Raw genomic sequence first — 18288 nt, 5'->3', positions numbered from 1 at the left:
AACACCCGCCGGCCGCAGGCGCACAATGATCGAATTCGGACACCTCACCCACGTCGGCCTGCGCCGCGACCTCAACGAGGACACCTACTACGGCGACCACGAACTGGGGCTGTGGCTGGTGGCCGACGGCATGGGCGGCCACGCCTGCGGCGAGGTCGCCAGCGCCCTTGCGCGCGAGGCCATCGTCCGTGAAGTGCGCGGCGGCACCGCGCTGGCGCAGGCCATCCGCATCGCCGACGAGGAGATCATCCGCGCCTCGCAGCGCCGCAACGATACCCTGCCGATGGGCACCACGGTGGTGGCCGCGCGGGTGCAGGGCAACCGCTTCGAGGTCGCCTGGGTCGGCGACAGCCGCGCCTATCTGTGGCGCGACGGCAAGCTGGCCCAGCTCAGCCAGGACCACAGCTACGTGCAGGAACTGATCGCGCAGGGCGCGCTCACCGCCGAGCAGGCCCGCGCCCATCCGCACCGCAACGTGGTCACCCAGGCGCTGGGCGTGACCGATCCCCAGCACCTCAACGTGGCCACGATGACCGGCGAACTGCGCCCGGGCATGCGCCTGCTGTTGTGCAGCGACGGGCTGACCGAGGAAGTGGACGATGCCGGCCTGGCCAGCGCGCTGGGCCACGACGACTGCAGCGCGCAGGAGTGCGTGGACATGCTGGTCGCCGCCGCGCTCGACGAAGGCGGCTCGGACAACATCACCGCGATCCTGGTGCGCTGTCACTGAATTCGGTGCGGCGCGGCGGCGGCTCCGGCCGGCCGCGCAAACGACGTCAGGGCACCGCTGGGCATCTGCATTCTTCACGCCCAAGCCGGCCAGGCTGCCCTTGTAGGAGCGGCTTCAGCCGCGATGGGGCCTTCCCGGGGACGCCCCATCGCGGCTGAAGCCGCTCCTACAACACTCCCGCCGTCATTCGAGGCGCCCTTCAACCGGCCACCGCGTCCGCCACGACCGGCTCGGCCTCGTCCCACAACGCGCGGCCGGCCTTCTTGCGCAGCTTCTCCAGCCGCGCCTGGTGCGCTTCCAGTTCCGAGGCCGTCGGCAACACCCGCGGCCGCGGCAGCAGCATGGTCATGTCGAATGCCGGACCCTGCGCCGCCGCATGCGCGGCGCCGTCCTCGGCCAGGGCGAAGCCGATCTCCTCCTGGCCGGAGGTCAGCGCGATGTACACGTCGCTGAGGATCTGCGCATCGAGCAGCGCGCCGTGCAGTTGCCGGTGCGAGTTGTCCACGCCCAGCCGCTTGCACAGCGCGTCCAGCGAATTGCGCTGGCCGGGGAAGCGCTCGCGCGCCAGCAGCAAGGTGTCGATCACCGTGGCGCGGTCGAGGATGCGGCCGTAGGACTCGCCCAGCCGCGACAGTTCGTAGTCCAGAAAGCCCAGGTCGAACGAGGCGTTGTGGATGATCAGCTCGGCGCCGTCGATGAACTCCAGGAATTCGTCGACCACCTCGTGGAATTCCGGCTTGTCGGCGAGGAAGTCCAGGGTCAGGCCCGTGACTTCCTGCGCGCCGGGTTCGAAATCGCAGTCCGGGCGCAGGTAGCGATGGAAGTTGCGCCCGCTGGGGCGGCGTTCGAGCAGTTCCACCGCGCCGATTTCCACGACACGGTTGCCCTTCTTCCATTCCAGGCCGGTGGTTTCGGTATCGAGGATGATCTGACGCATGGGACTCGCAGCGGAAAAGGGAGACGGGATCAAGGCGCGACCACGGCGCCACCGGCGCGCACGTGCAGGGCCTGGTTGCGCGCCAGCTGGTCGACCCGCTCGTTGTCCGGATCGCCGTTGTGGCCCTTGACCCAGCGCCAGTCGATCGTATGCCGCTGCGCCGCTGCGTGCAGCCGTTCCCACAGATCACGGTTCTTGACCGGATCGCCGCCAGCGGTCTTCCACTGCCGCCGCACCCAACCCGGCATCCATTCGGTGATGCCCTGGCGCACGTACTGCGAGTCGGTGTGCAGCACGATCTGGCAGGGCTCGTTGAGCGTCTCCAGGGCCATGATCGCGGCCATCAATTCCATGCGGTTGTTGGTGGTGTGCGCCTCGGCGCCGGCCACCTCGCGCTCCAGCCCCTTGTAGCGCAGCAGCGCGGCCCAGCCGCCGGGGCCGGGATTACCGAGGCAGGCGCCATCGGTATGGATGTCGACAATCTTCATGAAACTCCGTGTTCAGATCGAAGCGACCGAGCCGCGCCAGCGGACCGGCGCGCGCAGCGGGATGGGGCCGATGCCGGCGGCGGTGCGTTTTTCCGCCTGCAGCATGCAGACCGCGCGCAGCGGCGCGGTGGAGGTGGCCTGGCCGACGCCACTGCGGGTCGGCCACACCGGCCCGAGATAGCGCAACTGCTCCACGCACGGCAGGCCGACCTGTTCCAGCAGGCCACGCCAACTGCCCGGCGGGCGCGCCACCAGGCCCTGGCGGCGCCAGCGCAGCCGGTACGGGCTCATCGCGTTGAGCGCGAACAGCCACACGCGGCCGCCCGGCATCAGGATGCGCTCGCATTCCTCCAGCAGTTCCGCCGCGTCGGCGGCGAGCACGTGCTGGAGGACGATGGCGTTGACGCTCTCCGACGGCAGCGGCAGCGGCAGCGTGCACACCAGGTCGCCGGCATAGCCACGAGGGTTGCGGTGCAGGCGCACGCCCCGTCCCGGCAGCTCGCGCCCGGGAGGCGGCAGCGGCACCGGCGCCAGCCACAGCCAGGGCTGCGCGGGGCGCTTGAGCAGGGCATCGAGGATCAGCGGCTGCTCGGCCTGGAGCAGCGCCTGCGCCCCGGCCGTATCAAACCAGGATGAGACGTTGGCTTGACGAGGGAGCGACACGGCAGGCATGGTGCCAATTCTATGCGACTGATCGCCCTGCCCGCATTCCAGGATAACTACATCTGGGCGATCGCCACGGACGGCGGGCGTGCGTTGCTGGTCGATCCAGGCCAGGCCGAACCGGTCCTGGAGGCCGCTGCGCAAGGCCTGCAGCCGGCCGCCATCCTGCTCACCCACCATCACGACGACCATATCGGCGGCGTGGCGGCGCTGCGCGAGCGCTGGCCGGACATCCCGGTGTACGCGCCGGACGACCCGCGGATCGCCGGACTTGCGTGCGAGCGGGTCGGCGACGGCGATGTCGTGAAGGTGCTGGACTGGCAGTTCGATACCCTGTCCGTCCCCGGCCACACCCGCTCGCACTTGGCCTATGTCGGCCACGGTCACCTGTTCAGCGGCGATACGCTGTTCAGCCTGGGCTGTGGGCGCATGTTCGAAGGTACGCCCTCCCAGATGTTGGGTTCGCTGCAGCGCCTGTCCGCCCTCCCGGGGCAGACGCTGGTCTGCTGCGGACACGAATACACCTTGGCCAATGCGGCATTCGCCGTCACGGTCGATCCCACCAACGCTGCCCTGCGGCAGCGCCATCAGGAAGCCCTGGCCATGCGTCACGCTGCCCGCCCCACCGTTCCCGTCACCCTCGCCAGCGAACTGGCGACCAATCCGTTCCTGCGTACCGCCTCGGCGGCGATCCAGCAGGCGATCGGCGCCCGGCTCGGCCGGGGGGTGTCCGACGAAGTGGAAGTCTTCGCCGAATTGAGGCGCTGGAAAGACGATTTCCGCGCATGAGGGCGCTGGCGTTGACGGCGGCGCTGACGCTGGCGATGGCGTCGGCGGCGCCCCCTGCGGCGGCCGCGACCCCGCTTGCGGCCGCACTCGAGCAGACCGTGGCCGGGCTGAACGGCCTGCCGACGGATGCGGCGGCGCTGCCGCCGCCCACCACCCGTAACGGGCACGACATCCTCGCCCGCTTCCGCGACGGCCTGGCCGACGCGCGTTGCGACGCCGGCGCCACCGATGCGCGCTGGCAGCAGCAGTTCTCGCGCGCCCCCTCGCGCCTGGCCGACGAGGACGAGGACGTGCTGCCCCTGTTCGGCTACGTGGTCGACGAGCTGCGCGCGGCCAACCTGCCGACCGAGTTCGCGCTGATCCCGTTCGTGGAAAGCGGCTACCGTCCGGCCGCGCGCAACAGCGGCGGCCCCGCCGGCCTGTGGCAGTTCATCCCCGGCACCGCGCGCAACCACGATGTTCCGCTGGAGAACGGCTACGACGGCCGCCTGTCCGCGGTCGACTCCACCCGCGCCGCGGTGCGCTACCTGAAGACCCTGCACGGCATGTTCGGCGGCGACTGGCGCCTGGCGATCATGGCCTACAACGCCGGCGAATACCGCGTGCTGCAGTCGATGCGCCGCGCCGGCATGAACGCGCAGAACGCGCAGCCGGACAAGCTGCCCGGACTGTCCTCGGTCACCTATGCGTACGTCGAGAAGCTGCACGCGCTGGCCTGCGTGCTGGAACAGGCGCAGACCCGCGACGAATGGATGGCCTCGCTGGACCGCGACGTGCCGATCCTGCAGGCGCAGACCCTGCCCGCCGGCATGGCGCTGGACGAGTGGGCCCGGCGCCAGGCGCTGCAGGGCAACCAGCTCGCCCGGCTGAATCCGGCCCTGGGCACCGGCCGCGGCGCCAAGCGCGCACTGCCGGTGCTGGCACCGCGCAGCGTGGGCGGCCCCGTGCTGGCCCAGCAGGACACCGCACCGCCCACGCAGGACGACGCTCCGGTTGTCGCCACCGTGGCCAGCGCCGACGACAGCCCCGCGCCGAGCCGCGCCACCCGCGCTGGCGCACGCTCCCGCCATACCCACACCGTGCGCGACGGCGACACCGCCTGGAACATCGCCAAGCGCTACGGCATCACGGTGCAGGCGCTGCTGATGAAGAACGGCCTGTCCGCACGCAGCGTGCTGCGCCCCGGCATGGTGCTGAGCTACGAGGACTGAGCGCTCCCGCCTCGGCGGGACGACGTCCGAGACACGCTGCAACGCCGGCGGACATGCAGCCGGGTCGCGGGAATGACCACGACCCGAGCGGCACCTGACACCGACGCGAACCTCTGCGAGCTTGGCGTTTCACCGCGTCCAGCACCTGCGGCAACCAGCGCACTGCCCGATGGGCAGGACGCTTTGCCTCGATCGCAGCCAGCTTGCAACAGCGCCTCGGGCGAGCGATGGCGGCCGCTGCTGCCCTTCGTGCCCACCCAACCTACCAGCCGGCGCCCGTCCTGTGCTTGCGCGCACGTTGCCGCTGCGCTGTGCGCGGCAAGACGCACACCTTGATGCCCGTCTGAAATGCAACAGGCCCGGCAATGCCGGGCCTGTTGCGTGACAGCACGTATCGACGGCGCCGCTGTTACAGCTGCGACTCCTGCACGCTGATCTTGAAGTGCTTGCGCATCGCATCGACGTAGGCCTTGGCATCGGCCTCGCCTTCGATACGCGCCAGCTGCTGCTGGAACATCGTCTGCTGCTCGGCCGGCACCTTGCTCAGATCGCCCGGCGTGACCTTGGTGACGGCAAACAGCGCATAGCGCTTGCCCACCGTGCCCGGCGCGGCAGGCAACTCGACCTTGCCCACCGACGGCTTGCCGTCGGCCGGCTGCGGCGCGCTGAAGATCGCCTGGCTGGCCTGTGCGCTCGGCATCGGCACGTTGCGCGGCAGCCCCGGCATCGGGTTGATCTGCAGCTTCTCCGGGCCAGCCAGGGCCTGCAACGTTTCGCCCTTGCGCAGGCGCGCCAGCAGCGCGTCGGCCTTGGCGGCGGCGGCCTTGGCGGTGCGATCGGCATGCACCGCGGCGACGACCTGCTCGTGCACCTTGGCCAGCGGCTGGATCTGCTCCGGCTGGTGCTGGGTCACGCGGATCAGCACGCTGTGGTTCGGCCCCAGGTTGATCGGGTCGCTGACCGTGCCGTCCTGCACCAGGGTGTCGGAGAACGCGGCGCGCAACACCGCCGGCTGCGCAGCGATGCCGCTGGCGTTGGCGCGCGAGAACGGCCCCAGCGTCTGCACCGGCAGACCCACTTCCTTCGCCGCCGAGGCCAGCGCGGTCGGGTTCTTGTAGACCAGGTCCACCAGCTTGCCGCTCAGGTCGCTGAAGGCCTTCTCGCTGTCGGCCTTCAGTTGCTCGCTGGCGAGCTGGTCGCGCACCTGCTCGAACGACTTGCCCTGACCGCCCTTGACCTGGCGCAGCTGGATCACGTGATAGCCGAATTCGCTCTTCACCGGACCGACGATCTCGCCGGGCTTCATCGCGAACAGCGCATCCTCGAACGGCTTCACCATCACGCCCTTCTCCACCCAGCCCAGATCGCCGCCGGCATTCTTGGAACCGGGATCGTCGGAGTTGGCGCGGGCCAGCGCGGCGAAATCGGCGCCGGGCTGCTTGGCTTCGGCCGCCAGCTTGGCCGCCTTGGCCTCGGCCGCCTTCTGCGAGGCCGCGTCCTTGCCGGCGCTGATCAGGATGTGCGAGGCCAGCCGTTGATCTGGCTCAACGAAGCGCGCCTTCTCGTCGTCGTAGCGCTTGCGCAGCGTCGCCTCGTCGGCCGGCTTGACCGGCGGCAGGCTGGCCGCGTTGAGGTCGACGTACTCGATCGTCACGGTTTCCGGCTGCTTGAAGTCGGACTTGTGCGAGTCGTACCACTGCTGCACCTGCGCGTCGCTGACCGGCGCGGTGTCGGCCGGCATCTCCGGCAACAGCGCCATCTCCACGTCGCGGGTTTCGCCCAGCATCTTCAGCAGGCGATCGGTCTCCTGCTTGGTGGCGAACGCCGATTCGGCGATGCCCGACGGAATCACCGACTGCTGCAGCGCATCGCGCACCAACTGCTGGAACATGGTCGGCGTGCGCGGCGGCGTGCCAGAGGCCAGGGCCAGGCGGTAGCGCTCCGGATCGAACTTGCCGTCGTTCTGGAACGCAGGCATGGAACTGATGTAATCGCGCACCGCGGCATCGCCGATGACCACGCCGGCGCGCTCGGCCGACAGCTTCGCCACCTGCTCGTCGATCAGTTGATCGAGCAGCTTGCGCTTGTTGTCGATGCTTTCGAACGCACGCGGATCGAAGTTCTCGCCCTGCTGCTCGCGCGCCTGGATGCGCGCCTGCTCGAAGCGGGTACGGAACTGCTCCGTGCTCACTTCGTGGTGCTGCCACAGCAGCGACACCGGCCACCACGACGGCGCCGACGACCACCACGACGGCGGCGCCTGCACCTTGGCGACATTGTTGGCACCGACGCCACCGAGGTAGCTGTTGTCGATGACGAACAGGAACGGAATCATCAACAGACCGATGATCGCGGTGGCGATCCAGCCCGAGGTCTTTTCGCGAAGTTTCTGCAGCATTGGGAACCGACGGCCTATTGGCGAGCCGCGCAGTTTAACCCGCTTCACGCCTTACGGCAGAACCGGCCGCCCCGCAGCCCGCGCCGCTCATGCGCCGCGGCGGCAATCGGGGGGCGAACGCCAGCGCCTTGCGGAAAAAAAGAAACCCCCGATTTCTCGGGGGTTTCGCGTACAAATGGCGGAGTGGACGGGACTCGAACCCGCGACCTCCGGCGTGACAGGCCAGCATTCTAACCGACTGAACTACCACTCCGCGTTTGAACGGAGGCGGGCGCGAGGCCCGCTTTCCCGGAGCTGCTAGGCCGACGCTGGCGCGTGGCGGCGACTGCGAGAAACGAAACCCCCGATCGCTCGGGGGCTTCGGTACAACTGGCGGAGTGGACGGGACTCGAACCCGCGACCTCCGGCGTGACAGGCCAGCATTCTAACCGACTGAACTACCACTCCGCTTTTGAAACCTGTCGCTTGGTGCTCTGGTGGGTGCTGAGGGTTTCGAACCCCCGACCCTCTCCGTGTAAAGGAGACGCTCTACCGCTGAGCTAAGCACCCTAGCGAGTCGATTAGTTTACGGCATCCTTCAGCGCTTTACCAGCCTTGAACGTCGGATTCTTCGACGCCGCGATCTTGATGGAGTCGCCGGTCTTCGGGTTGCGGCCGGTGCGCTCGGCACGGTCGCGCACCTGGAAGGTGCCGAAGCCCACGAGCGTGACGCTGTCGCCCTTCTTCAGGGCCTTGGTCACTTCCGACACGAAGGCGTCGATGGCACGACCGGCTTCGGCCTTGGAGATGTCGGCGGCAGCGGCGATCGCGTCGTTCAGTTCGGCTTTATTCATTTCTTGATGACTCCATGTGCGGCAGAAGACCGCGGATTGAGGATCGGGTGTCGGCGTGGCCTGCCTCGCCTGGGCGAGACCCCGATGGATATGTTTTGCACTACCAAGCACGCCCGTTCGCGGTGCTCGCAAGCGCTGCATTTATACCAGCGGGCCAATACCCGCGCAAGCCGAAAAGCCAACAACGGCGCGGGTTTGAGCCGTTTGCGCGGGTGCGGTTCAGCGCGCGTCAGTGCTTGACGCGCGGGTTCGAGGATGCTTTCTGCTTGCGCCGCGACGGTGCCTGTTCGGCATCGGCGGCGGGCTTGGGCGCGAGCGGACGCTCCAGTGCCAGATCCAGCACTTCGTCGATCCACTTCACCGGCACGATCTTCAGATCGCGGGTGACGTTCTCCGGGATGTCGGCCAGATCCTTGCGGTTCTCCTCGGGAATCAGCACGGTGCGGATGCCGCCGCGCAGTGCGGCCAGCAGCTTCTCCTTGAGTCCGCCGATCGCCGAGACGCGGCCACGCAGGGTGATCTCGCCGGTCATCGCCACCTCCGACTTGACCGGCACCTTGGTCAGCATCGACACCAGCGAGGTCACCATCGCGATGCCGGCACTGGGGCCGTCCTTCGGCGTGGCGCCGTCCGGCACGTGCAGGTGGACGTCGTGCTTCTGCAGGAAGTCCGCCTCGATGCCGAGCCGCTCGGCGCGCGAGCGCACCACCGACAACGCGGCCGACGCCGATTCCTTCATCACGTCGCCGAGCTGGCCGGTCAGGATCACCGCGCCCTTGCCCGGGACCAGGGTCGATTCGATCTGCAGCAGATCGCCGCCGACCTCGGTCCAGGCCAGGCCGGTCACCAGGCCGATCTCGTTCTGCTCCTCGGCACGACCGAAGTCGTAGCGGCGCACGCCCAGGTACTTGTCCAGGTTCTTCGAGCCGACGCTCACGCGGGCCTTGTCCTTGCGCACGGCACCCTTCTTCGCTGCGGCCTTCTTCGCCGGTGCGGCCGGCTGCGGACCGGCCAGGGCGATCTCCTTGACCACCTTGCGGCAGATCTTGGCGACTTCGCGCTCGAGGTTACGCACGCCGGATTCGCGCGTGTAGTAGCGCACGATGTCGCGGATCGCGTCGGCGCCGATCTCCAGCTCGTCCTGCTTCAGGCCATTGGCCTTGAGCTGCTTGGGCACCAGGTAGCGCGTCGCGATGTTGAGCTTCTCGTCCTCGGTGTAGCCGGGGATGCGGATCACTTCCATGCGGTCCAGCAACGGGCCGGGGATGTTCAGCGAATTGGAGGTCGCCACGAACATCACTTCGGACAGGTCCAGGTCCACTTCCAGGTAGTGGTCGTTGAAGGCGTTGTTCTGCTCGGGATCGAGCACTTCCAGCAGCGCCGAGGACGGATCGCCGCGGAAGTCCATCGACATCTTGTCGATCTCGTCGAGCACGAACAGCGGGTTCTTGCTGCCGACCTTGTTGAGGTTCTGCACGATGCGACCGGGCATCGAACCGACGTAGGTCCGGCGATGGCCGCGGATCTCCGCCTCGTCGCGCACGCCGCCCAGCGACATGCGCACGAACTTGCGGTTGGTCGCCTTGGCGATGGACTGGCCCAGCGAGGTCTTGCCCACGCCCGGCGGTCCGACCAAGCACAGGATCGGCCCCTTCATCTGCTTCACCCGCGACTGCACCGCCAGGTACTCGAGGATGCGGTCCTTGACCTTCTCCAGGCCGTAGTGATCGGCATCGAGGGTTTCCTGCGCGACCTTCAGGTCCTTGCGCACCTTGCTGCGCTTCTTCCACGGCACGCCCAGCAGCCAGTCGAGGTAGTTGCGCACCACCGCGGCTTCGGCCGACATCGGCGACATCTGCTTGAGCTTGTTGAGTTCGGCCTTGGCCTTGGTCTCCACCGGCTTGGGCATGCCGGCCTCGGCGATCTTGCGCGCCAGCTCCTCCAGCTCGCCCGGCGCATCGTCGAGGTCGCCCAGTTCCTTCTGGATCGCCTTCATCTGCTCGTTGAGGTAGTACTCGCGCTGGCTCTTCTCCATCTGCGACTTGACCCGGCCGCGGATGCGCTTCTCCAGCTGCTGCACGTCGATCTCGCCGTCGACCAGGCCGACCAGCATCTCCAGGCGCTCCCCCACTTCCAGCGTTTCCAACAGGCGCTGCTTGTCGGCCAGGCGCACGCCGATGTGCGCGGCGATGGTGTCGGCCAGGCGGCCGGGCTCGTCGATGCCGGACAGGGTCTGCAGCAGCTCCGGCGGCAGCTTGCGGTTGGTCTTGACGTACTGCTCGAACAGCGACATCAGCGAACGCGCGATCGCCTCGACCTCGCGCTCCTCGCGCGATTCGGCGGCATCGATCTCGCGGCCTTCGCCCTGCAGCGCGCCGTCGCGCTCGGCGACCTTGTCGACGCTGACCCGCGACAGGCCTTCGACCAGCACCTTGATGGTGCCGTCGGGCAGCTTCAGCAGTTGCAGCACCTGCGCCAGCGTGCCGACGTTGTACAGGTCGGCGGCCGCCGGATCGTCGGTCTCGGCGGACTTCTGCGCGACCAGCAGGATGCGCTTGTCGGCCTCCATCGCGTGCTCGAGCGCGCGCATGGATTTGTCGCGACCGACGAACAGCGGGATGACCATGTGCGGAAAGACCACGACGTCGCGCAATGGCAGGACCGGCAGGTCGAGGACTTCGGATTGGGACTGGGCCATGAGGATTCCGATTTGGGAGGCGGGAACGCGATGCGGGCGGCCATAAAAACGCCGATGGCCCCGTTATGGGGCCATCGGCTGGGCGATGCAAGGGGAGCGCAGAACTCCTTTATGTTTCAGCGACTTACCTGCAGGCGGACGGCACGCGGCGGGGTCGCCGCGCAGCACCGGCCCGGGGTCACTCCGCGGAGGCGACCTTGGGCGCCGCCGGCGGGGTCTGGTAGATCAGGTACGGCTCGGACTTGTGCTCGATCACCGACTCGTCCACCACCACCTTGCTGACGTTCTCCTGCGACGGCAGCTCGTACATCGTGTCCAGCAGCACCGACTCGACGATGGTGCGCAGGCCGCGCGCGCCGGTCTTGCGCTTGAGCGCCTTCTTGGCGATGGCCAGCAGCGCGTCCTGGCGGAACTCCAGCTCCACGCCTTCCATCTCGAACAGCTTCTTGAACTGCTTGGTGATGGCGTTCTTGGGCTCGGTGAGGATCTTGATCAGCGCCGGCTCGTCCAGTTCCTCGAGCGTGGCGACCACCGGCAGGCGGCCGACGAACTCGGGGATCAGGCCGAACTTGATCAGGTCTTCCGGCTCGACGTCGGCCAGGATCTTGCCGACCTCGCGCTTGCGCTCGACGCTCTTGACCTTGGCGCCGAAGCCGATGCCGCCGGCATCGTTGGAGCGCTGCTGGATCACCTTGTCCAGGCCGGCGAACGCGCCGCCGCAGATGAACAGGATGTTCTTGGTGTCCACCTGCAGGAATTCCTGCTGCGGATGCTTGCGCCCGCCCTGCGGAGGCACCGAGGCGACCGTGCCTTCGATCAGCTTCAGCAGCGCCTGCTGCACGCCTTCGCCGGACACGTCGCGGGTGATCGACGGGTTTTCGCTCTTGCGCGAGATCTTGTCGATCTCGTCGATGTAGACGATGCCCTGCTGCGCCTTGTCGACGTCGTAGTCGCACTTCTGCAGCAGCTTCTGGATGATGTTTTCCACGTCCTCGCCGACGTAGCCGGCTTCGGTCAGCGTGGTCGCATCGGCGATGGTGAACGGCACGTTGAGCAGGCGCGCCAGCGTTTCGGCCAGCAGCGTCTTGCCCGAACCGGTCGGACCGACCAGCAGGATGTTGGACTTGGCCAGTTCGACCTCGTCGTTCTTCTGCCGGCTCTCGATGCGCTTGTAGTGGTTGTACACGGCCACGGCGAGCGTGCGCTTGGCGCGCTGCTGGCCGATCACGTACTGGTCGAGCACTTCCAGGATCTCGCGCGGCTTGGGCAGGCTGCTGCGTGCCGACTGCGCCTTCTCCTCGAGCTCCTCGCGGATGATGTCGTTGCACAACTCGACGCATTCGTCGCAGATGAACACGCTGGGCCCGGCGATCAGCTTACGGACCTCGTGTTGACTCTTGCCGCAGAACGAGCAGTACAGGATCTTGTTGCTGTCGCCGGAACGGCCTTGCCGGTCTTCGCTCATTGCTTCGCTTACCCAGTTACCCCACCCGATGAACGGGGGTTCGATTTCGAGAATAGCACAGGGCCGGGAGGACGCTAGCCCGACCCCGGCCCTGCGGAATACGCTGCGTTTTGCAGTACATGCAAGCCTTATGCCGGCTGGATGGACTCATCCGGACGACGCTCCAGGACCTGGTCGACGAGGCCGTAGGCCTGCGCGTCGATGGCGCTCTTGAAGTTGTCGCGCTCGGTGTCGCGGGCGATGGTCTCCAGCGACTGGCCGGTGTGCTTGGCCAGGATTTCGTTCAGCCGCGCGCGCAGGGTCAGGATCTCGCGAGCGTGGATGTCGATATCGGTGGCCTGGCCCTGGAAGCCGCCCAGCGGCTGGTGGATCATCACCCGCGAGTTCGGCAGCGCATAGCGCTTGCCGGCCGCGCCCGACGCCAGCAGCAGCGCGCCCATCGAGGCGGCCTGGCCGACGCAGATGGTGCTCACGTCCGGCTTGATGTACTGCATGGTGTCGTAGATCGCCATGCCGGCGGTGACCACGCCGCCCGGCGAGTTGATGTAGATGCTGATGTCCTTCTCCGGATTGTCCGCTTCCAGGAACAGCAGCTGGGCCACGATCACATTGGCCATGTGGTCGTCGATCGGGCCAACCAGGAAGATCAGGCGCTCCTTCAGCAGACGCGAATAGATGTCGTAGGCACGCTCGCCACGACTGGTCTGTTCGACCACCATCGGAACCAGATTCAAGGCCTTGGTCACATTGTCCACGCGGTGATCTCCTGCTGCTCGGGGTCCGTCCCTGCACGGGGGTGTGCAGGGCTTCGCATCGTGTTGCGCCCCGCCGCCACGGGGAGTGAAACGGGGATCCACCTCGCGCATGCCGGGATGCGCGAGACGGTGACGCGTCGTCTTATTGACGGATCGCGTCCTGGAACGACATCGCCTGCTCGGTGTGCTGGGCGCGCTCGGCGATCCAGTCGATCACCTGCTCTTCCATCACGCGGCTCTGCAGTCCCCCCATCAATTGGGGATCGTTGCGGTACATCTCAATGACCTGTTCCGGCTCTTCGTAGGTCGAGGCGATCAGGCGCAGCGTCTCCGAGACCCGCTTCGGGTCCAGGCGCAGTTCGTTGCGGCGGGCAACCTCGCCGACCAGCAGGCCGACCAGCACGCGCTTGCGTGCGGCGTCCATGAAGCCCTGGTGGGCGTCGTCCGGCACCTGACCCGGGTCGCGACCGGAACGGCGCAGTTGCTCGACCTGCTGCGCCAGCATGGCGCGCGCCTCGTTCTCGACCAGGCGCGGCGGCATCTCCACCGAGGCGTAGGCGGCGATCAGCTGCTCGCCCACTTCGCGACGCAGGCGGTTCATCAGCGCGCCCTTGAGCTCGCGCTCCAGGTTGATGCGGATGTCCTTGCGGAACTGCTCGACATCGCCGCTCTTCACGCCGAAGCTCTTGATGAACTCCTTGTCCACCTCCGGCAGCACCGGCGCGGCGACGTCGACCGCCTTCACGTGCACCTGGACCTGCTTGCCGGCGAACTGCGGCACGCGCCAGTCGGCCGGGAACTCGACCGTCAGCGTCTTCTCTTCGTCCTTGGACAGGCCGACCAGGCCCTGTTCGATCGCCGGGAACATGACGCCCGAGCCGATCACGCTGCTGCCCTTCTCCACGCCCTCGGTCGGCAGGCGCTCGTCGCCGACCTGCGACCAGGTCTCCAGCGTCACCAGGTCGCCGCCCTGCGCCGGACGCGCGGCCGGCTGCCAGGTGCGACGCTGCAGACGCAGATTCTCGATCATCTGCTCGATGTCGGCGTCGGTGACCTCGGCGGTGTGGCGGATCACCTGCAGCGTGGACACGTCGATGTCGCCGAAGTCCGGCACCACTTCGAAGGTGGCCACGAACTGCAGCTCGTTGTCGCCGGCGCGGTCGATGCGCGGGTTGCCGGCCAGGCGCAGCTCGTGCTCGCGCACGGCCGAATCGAAGGTCTCGCGCAGCAGGCCGTCCAGCGCCTCGGCGCGGATCTGCGGCCCGAAGCGCTGCTCGATCACCTTGGCCGGAATCTTGCCCGGACGGAAGCCCTTGATCCGCGCGGTGCGCGCGACTTCGCGCAGGCGGCCGCCGACATGGGTTTCCAGGCGATCCTCCGGCAGGGTGAAGGTCAGACGCCGTTCCAAGGTACCGGTGGTTTCGATCGAAGCTTGCATGTGGACTCCTGCCACCGGGAGCCCACGGCTCTCGGCACGATGTAGAAAAGTACGGGTTGGCGCGGGCACGGGACAGCCGCCGCAGCCGGATAGTTTCGCCTATTCCCGCGGCGCCTGCCAGCGCAGGGCCGAGCGGCCACCGTGGCGACGCCGAACCCACCATCGCCGCGAGGGCCCGCAAGGGGCTGGATGGTGCGAAAGAGGGGACTCGAACCCCTACGCCTTGCGGCACTGGTACCTAAAACCAGGGCGTCTACCAATTCCGCCACTTTCGCGCTGCGGCGCCGGATGACGCCTGCCGGCACATTGTTGCAGGCCGGCCGGCAAAGAAAAAGGCACCTGCCGGAGCAGGTGCCTTTTGTTTTGGTGGGCCGTCAAGGATTCGAACCTTGGACCTATTGATTAAGAGTCAACTGCTCTACCAACTGAGCTAACGGCCCTGAAACTGAGTCGCACATTCTATGTGCTTTTTTGCTTCGTTGCAACACCCCGCGAAGCATCGGGTCACGCGATCAATGGGGTGGCTGAGGGGACTCGAACCCCCGACATCTGGAATCACAATCCAGTACTCTAACCAACTGAGCTACAGCCACCATTGAAACCTTGCATCTCCTGCCCGGCGCCGGTGTTGGCGCGCCCGACAGGAATCGAACCTGTAACCGCCGGCTTAGAAGGCCGGTGCTCTATCCAGTTGAGCTACGGGCGCCCTGGCTGGATTGTCGCATTCCTTTCCGCCGTTGGACATCGGATTGGTCGGGGTAGAGGGATTCGAACCCCCGACATCCTGCTCCCAAAGCAGGCGCGCTACCAGACTGCGCTATACCCCGGCGGAACATCCCTCGCGGCCAAGGCCGGAAAGGTCGGCTATTGTGGGAAGCTTGCGGCCTGCTGTCAACGTCGCATGCACGCAACATCGCCTGCGCTATGCTCAGGCCTTGCCATCGGCATCGGCCGAGCGCCTTTTTGTAAGGAGAAAACAGCATGTTTCGCAGCGGCAATCCCGCCCTGAAGGAATCCACCTTCCTCGATCTGCGCAGCGGCACCGTGGTCTCGCCCGGGAGCAGCGCGGTCGCCGCGCGCGACAGCGGCGCGATGACACTGAACGGTACCGCCAACAAGACCGGCATCCTGCTGATGCTGACGGCACTCACCGCCGTATTCGCCTGGAGCCAGTCGGTCTCGATCGATGCCGCGGGCAACGCGATGATCGCCCCGGGCGTGGCCGGCTACGCGCTGGGCGGCCTGATCGGCGGCTTCATCCTGGCCCTGATCACGATCTTCAAGAAGGAATGGTCGCCGATCACCGCCCCGCTGTACGCGCTGGTGGAAGGCTTCTTCCTGGGATCGATCTCGGCGATGTACGAAGTGCGCTTCAACGGCATCGTGCTGCAGGCGGTGATGCTGACCTTCGGCACCTTGTTCGCGATGCTGTTCGCCTACCGCAGCGGCATGATCAAGGCCACCGAGAACTTCAAGCTGGGCGTGGTCGCGGCCACCGGCGGCATCGCGCTGGTGTACCTGGCGACCATGGTGCTGGGCTTCTTCAATATCCAGATCCCCTACATCCACGCCTCCGGCACGGTCGGCATCCTGTTCAGCCTGTTCGTGGTGGTGGTGGCGGCGCTGAACCTGGTGCTGGACTTCGACTTCATCGAAAGCGGCGTCGAACAGGGCGCACCCAAGTACATGGAGTGGTACGGCGCGTTCGGCCTCATGGTGACGCTGGTGTGGCTGTACCTGGAGTTCCTGCGCCTGCTGTCGAAGCTGCAGTCGCGGAATTGAAGCTGGAGTCGGGAATCGGGATTGGGGAATCGCAAGAGCGACTGCCGTTGATCGATGAGCTGAAGCGGCTTCAGACAACTTGCGAGCAAAAGAAAGGGCGCCCTGGGCGCCCTTTCTTTCTTCTTGTGCGATCTTCCGGCGCGCTCAGAGGCGGCTGGCGATGGCCTGGGCGAAGCCCATGGTGTTGCCGCTGCCGCCCAGGTCCGGGGTCAGACCGTCCTTGGCTTCCAGCGTGGCGACGATGGCGTTGCGCAGGCGCTCGGCGTTCTGCGGCTGGCCGATGTGGTCCAGCAGCTGCGCCGCGCCCAGCAGCAGCGCGCACGGGTTGGCCTTGCCCTGCCCGGCGATGTCCGGGGCCGAGCCGTGCACGGCTTCGAAGATCGCCGCGTCCACGCCGATGTTGGCGCCCGGGGCCAGACCCAGGCCGCCGACCAGGCCGGCGCACAGGTCCGACAGGATGTCGCCGAACAGGTTGGTGGTGACGATGATGTCGAACTGCTCCGGACGCATCACCAACTGCATGCACGCGTTGTCGACGATCATTTCCTGGAATTCGATCTCCGGGTAGTTCGCCGCCACTTCACGCGCCACCTTCAGGAACAGGCCCGAGGTGGACTTGATGATGTTGGCCTTGTGCACCGCGGTGACCTTCTTGCGGCCGGTCGCGCGGGCCAGGTCGAAGGCGTAGCGGACGATGCGCTCGGAACCCTTGCGGGTCACCTTGGCCATCGACAGCGCGGTCTCGCCGTCGGCGGACACTTCCTGGCCTTCGCTCAGGTAGGCGCCTTCGGTGTTCTCGCGCACGGTGATCAGGTCCACGCCGGCGCCGAAGCGCGACTTGGTGTTCGGGAACGACTTGGCCGGACGCACGTTGGCGTACAGGTCGAACTGGCGGCGCATGGCCACGTTGATCGAACTGAAGCCCTCGCCCACCGGCGTGGTCAGCGGGCTCTTCAGCGCCACCTTGTTCTTGCGGATCGACTCCAGCGTGGCGGCCGGCAGCAGGTCGCCGTGCTTCTCCAGCGCCACCAGGCCCGCATCGGCGTATTCGTAGGTGAGGCCGGCGTTCAGCGCGTCGAGCACGAACAGCGTGGCGTCCATGATCTCCGGGCCGATGCCATCGCCACGGATGACCGTGATTGTCTGCGTCATAGGGTTGCGGTTTCCGTACAAGAGGGGGGAGCGCCGCCCGGGAACCGGGGCTGCAGGCGCAAGGAGGTTTCAGCGGTAATTATGCCCGAAGCCGGTGAAGGCGCCCAAAACCGGGCGGCCGCCGGCGCGGCGCCGGCGGCCATCGGGGTAGCCCGCGGCGGGCTCAGTCGTGCGCGTGCTGCGCCGGGGCGGCGGCCTCGCCGGCCTCCAGCGTGTCGAGGAAGTCCACGGCGCGGCGCAGGTGCGGGATCACGATCGAACCGCCGACCACCAGGCCCACCGAGAAGGTCTCGAAGAACTCCTCGCGGCTGACCCCGGCCTCCTTGCACTGGGCCACGTGGTAGCTGATGCAGTCGTCGCAGCGCAGCACCAGCGAGGCAACCAGGCCGAGCAGTTCCTTGGTCTTCACGTCCAGGGCGCCGGCCTGGTAGGTCTGGGTGTCCAGCGCGAAGAAGCGCCGCACCACCTGGTTCGGCTCGGCCAGGATGCGCTGGTTCATGCGCTGGCGGAACTCGGTGAACTCGCGCACCCGGTCCTGCCCGGACGCCCCGCCCTCGCCCGTCGCGGCGCCGCTCATGCCTGCGCCTCGGGGGCGTTGCCGTCGAGCAAGGGCTCAAGCTTGCCGGCGCGGTGCAGCGCCATCATGTCGTCGTAGCCGCCGACGTGCACGTCGCCGACGAAGATCTGCGGCACGCTGGTGCGCCGCGCCAGGGCGACCATCTTCTCGCGCTCGGCCGGGTCCAGGTCGATCCGCACCTCGTTCCAGGTGCGGCCCTTGCTCTTGAGGAAGTTCTTGGCCGCCACGCAGTACGGGCAGATCGCGGTGGAATAGAGGGTGATCGGCGGGCCGCCGGCGTGGCCGGTGTCGGCAGTTGGGTTGTCCACGGGAAACTCCGGGCGGTGTAGAGGGTCCAAGCCACTATGGTAGCGGCCGGGTGGATTTTCGAGG

16 protein-coding genes and 8 tRNA genes are annotated in these 18288 nt (G+C 67.3%); 4 read left to right on the top strand and 20 right to left on the bottom strand.

All coding sequences use genetic code 11. The annotated features are described in order from the left end of the window. Positions 1-25 precede the first annotated feature (25 nt). Positions 26-730 carry a PP2C family protein-serine/threonine phosphatase gene (locus AC1PK7_RS04705; protein WP_048490132.1) on the top strand — a complete coding sequence of 235 codons (705 nt, stop codon included), beginning with the start codon at positions 26-28 and terminating at the stop codon, positions 728-730. A 199-nt stretch (positions 731-929) separates the two neighbouring features. On the opposite strand, the gene dnaQ is transcribed toward AC1PK7_RS04705, so the two are convergent. From dnaQ to AC1PK7_RS04690, 3 genes are read right to left on the bottom strand one after another with little or no spacing between them, the layout of a single operon-like run. Next, positions 930-1667, bottom strand: coding sequence for a DNA polymerase III subunit epsilon (gene dnaQ / locus AC1PK7_RS04700; RefSeq protein WP_420009050.1), 738 nt, complete (start codon positions 1665-1667; stop codon positions 930-932). A gap of 29 nt (positions 1668-1696) precedes the next feature. Then, a complete protein-coding gene (rnhA, locus tag AC1PK7_RS04695; protein WP_481100011.1) occupies positions 1697-2155 on the bottom strand; it encodes a ribonuclease HI in 459 nt (152 codons plus the stop codon). Between the two features lie 12 nt (positions 2156-2167). Beyond that, positions 2168-2827, bottom strand: coding sequence for a hypothetical protein (locus AC1PK7_RS04690; RefSeq protein ID WP_481100010.1), 660 nt, complete (start codon positions 2825-2827; stop codon positions 2168-2170). A 12-nt stretch (positions 2828-2839) separates the two neighbouring features. Between AC1PK7_RS04690 and gloB the strand changes: the two genes are divergently transcribed. Then, positions 2840-3607, top strand: a complete 768-nt coding sequence (gene gloB, locus AC1PK7_RS04685) for a hydroxyacylglutathione hydrolase (RefSeq protein ID WP_481100009.1) — start codon at positions 2840-2842, stop codon at positions 3605-3607. After that, positions 3604-4818, top strand: coding sequence for a lytic transglycosylase domain-containing protein (locus tag AC1PK7_RS04680; protein ID WP_481100008.1), 1215 nt, complete (start codon positions 3604-3606; stop codon positions 4816-4818). The genes gloB and AC1PK7_RS04680 overlap by 4 nt, the downstream gene beginning before the upstream one ends. Before the next feature lie 409 nt (positions 4819-5227). On the opposite strand, the gene AC1PK7_RS04675 is transcribed toward AC1PK7_RS04680, so the two are convergent. The 14 genes from AC1PK7_RS04675 to AC1PK7_RS04610 all read right to left on the bottom strand — a co-directional run bounded on the left by AC1PK7_RS04675 (position 5228) and on the right by AC1PK7_RS04610 (position 15232). Continuing rightward, entirely contained in the window at positions 5228-7216 is a 1989-nt protein-coding gene (locus AC1PK7_RS04675) for a peptidylprolyl isomerase (RefSeq protein WP_481100007.1), read from the bottom strand. Positions 7217-7392: 176 nt separating this feature from the next. After that, a tRNA-Asp gene (locus AC1PK7_RS04670) sits at positions 7393-7469 on the bottom strand. A gap of 117 nt (positions 7470-7586) precedes the next feature. Beyond that, positions 7587-7663, bottom strand: a tRNA-Asp gene (locus tag AC1PK7_RS04665). 27 nt (positions 7664-7690) lie between these two features. Then, positions 7691-7765: transfer RNA gene (locus AC1PK7_RS04660), tRNA-Val, on the bottom strand. Between the two features lie 11 nt (positions 7766-7776). Continuing rightward, the gene (locus AC1PK7_RS04655) at positions 7777-8190 is read right to left on the bottom strand and encodes an HU family DNA-binding protein (protein WP_157835168.1); all 414 of its coding nucleotides are present in this window, start codon (positions 8188-8190) and stop codon (positions 7777-7779) included. An 88-nt stretch (positions 8191-8278) separates the two neighbouring features. Next, a complete protein-coding gene (gene lon, locus AC1PK7_RS04650; protein ID WP_010341123.1) occupies positions 8279-10747 on the bottom strand; it encodes an endopeptidase La in 2469 nt (822 codons plus the stop codon). Between the two features lie 178 nt (positions 10748-10925). Then, positions 10926-12212, bottom strand: a complete 1287-nt coding sequence (clpX, locus tag AC1PK7_RS04645) for an ATP-dependent Clp protease ATP-binding subunit ClpX (protein WP_010341122.1) — start codon at positions 12210-12212, stop codon at positions 10926-10928. A 128-nt stretch (positions 12213-12340) separates the two neighbouring features. Continuing rightward, positions 12341-12967 carry an ATP-dependent Clp endopeptidase proteolytic subunit ClpP gene (clpP, locus tag AC1PK7_RS04640; RefSeq protein ID WP_010341121.1) on the bottom strand — a complete coding sequence of 209 codons (627 nt, stop codon included), beginning with the start codon at positions 12965-12967 and terminating at the stop codon, positions 12341-12343. A gap of 142 nt (positions 12968-13109) precedes the next feature. After that, complete coding sequence (tig, locus tag AC1PK7_RS04635) at positions 13110-14405, bottom strand: trigger factor (RefSeq protein ID WP_481100006.1); 1296 nt, start codon at positions 14403-14405, stop codon at positions 13110-13112. 190 nt (positions 14406-14595) lie between these two features. After that, a tRNA-Leu gene (locus AC1PK7_RS04630) sits at positions 14596-14680 on the bottom strand. 89 nt (positions 14681-14769) lie between these two features. Then, a tRNA-Lys gene (locus tag AC1PK7_RS04625) sits at positions 14770-14845 on the bottom strand. 76 nt (positions 14846-14921) lie between these two features. After that, positions 14922-14998, bottom strand: a tRNA-His gene (locus AC1PK7_RS04620). 36 nt (positions 14999-15034) lie between these two features. After that, positions 15035-15111 (bottom strand) — tRNA-Arg (locus AC1PK7_RS04615). A 44-nt stretch (positions 15112-15155) separates the two neighbouring features. Continuing rightward, positions 15156-15232: transfer RNA gene (locus AC1PK7_RS04610), tRNA-Pro, on the bottom strand. A 154-nt stretch (positions 15233-15386) separates the two neighbouring features. Between AC1PK7_RS04610 and AC1PK7_RS04605 the strand changes: the two genes are divergently transcribed. After that, positions 15387-16187, top strand: a complete 801-nt coding sequence (locus AC1PK7_RS04605) for a Bax inhibitor-1/YccA family protein (protein WP_481100005.1) — start codon at positions 15387-15389, stop codon at positions 16185-16187. 144 nt (positions 16188-16331) lie between these two features. Here AC1PK7_RS04605 and AC1PK7_RS04600 read toward each other — a convergent pair whose 3' ends face one another. The 3 genes from AC1PK7_RS04600 to grxC form a co-directional block, all read right to left on the bottom strand. After that, positions 16332-17339 (bottom strand): isocitrate dehydrogenase, encoded by a 1008-nt coding sequence (locus tag AC1PK7_RS04600; protein ID WP_153751193.1) that lies wholly within the window; start codon positions 17337-17339, stop codon positions 16332-16334. A gap of 163 nt (positions 17340-17502) precedes the next feature. Beyond that, the gene (locus AC1PK7_RS04595; RefSeq protein ID WP_010341117.1) at positions 17503-17916 is read right to left on the bottom strand and encodes a carboxymuconolactone decarboxylase family protein; all 414 of its coding nucleotides are present in this window, start codon (positions 17914-17916) and stop codon (positions 17503-17505) included. Then, a complete protein-coding gene (gene grxC / locus AC1PK7_RS04590) occupies positions 17913-18224 on the bottom strand; it encodes a glutaredoxin 3 (RefSeq protein WP_420009044.1) in 312 nt (103 codons plus the stop codon). Before grxC ends, AC1PK7_RS04595 begins: the two co-directional genes overlap by 4 nt. Between the last annotated feature and the right edge of the window lie 64 nt (positions 18225-18288).

The sequence above is a fragment of the Xanthomonas sp. NCPPB 3174 genome, from assembly GCF_056725205.1.
Note: the sequence above shows the minus strand (reverse complement) of the source record. Positions and strands in the feature narration are given on the sequence as shown.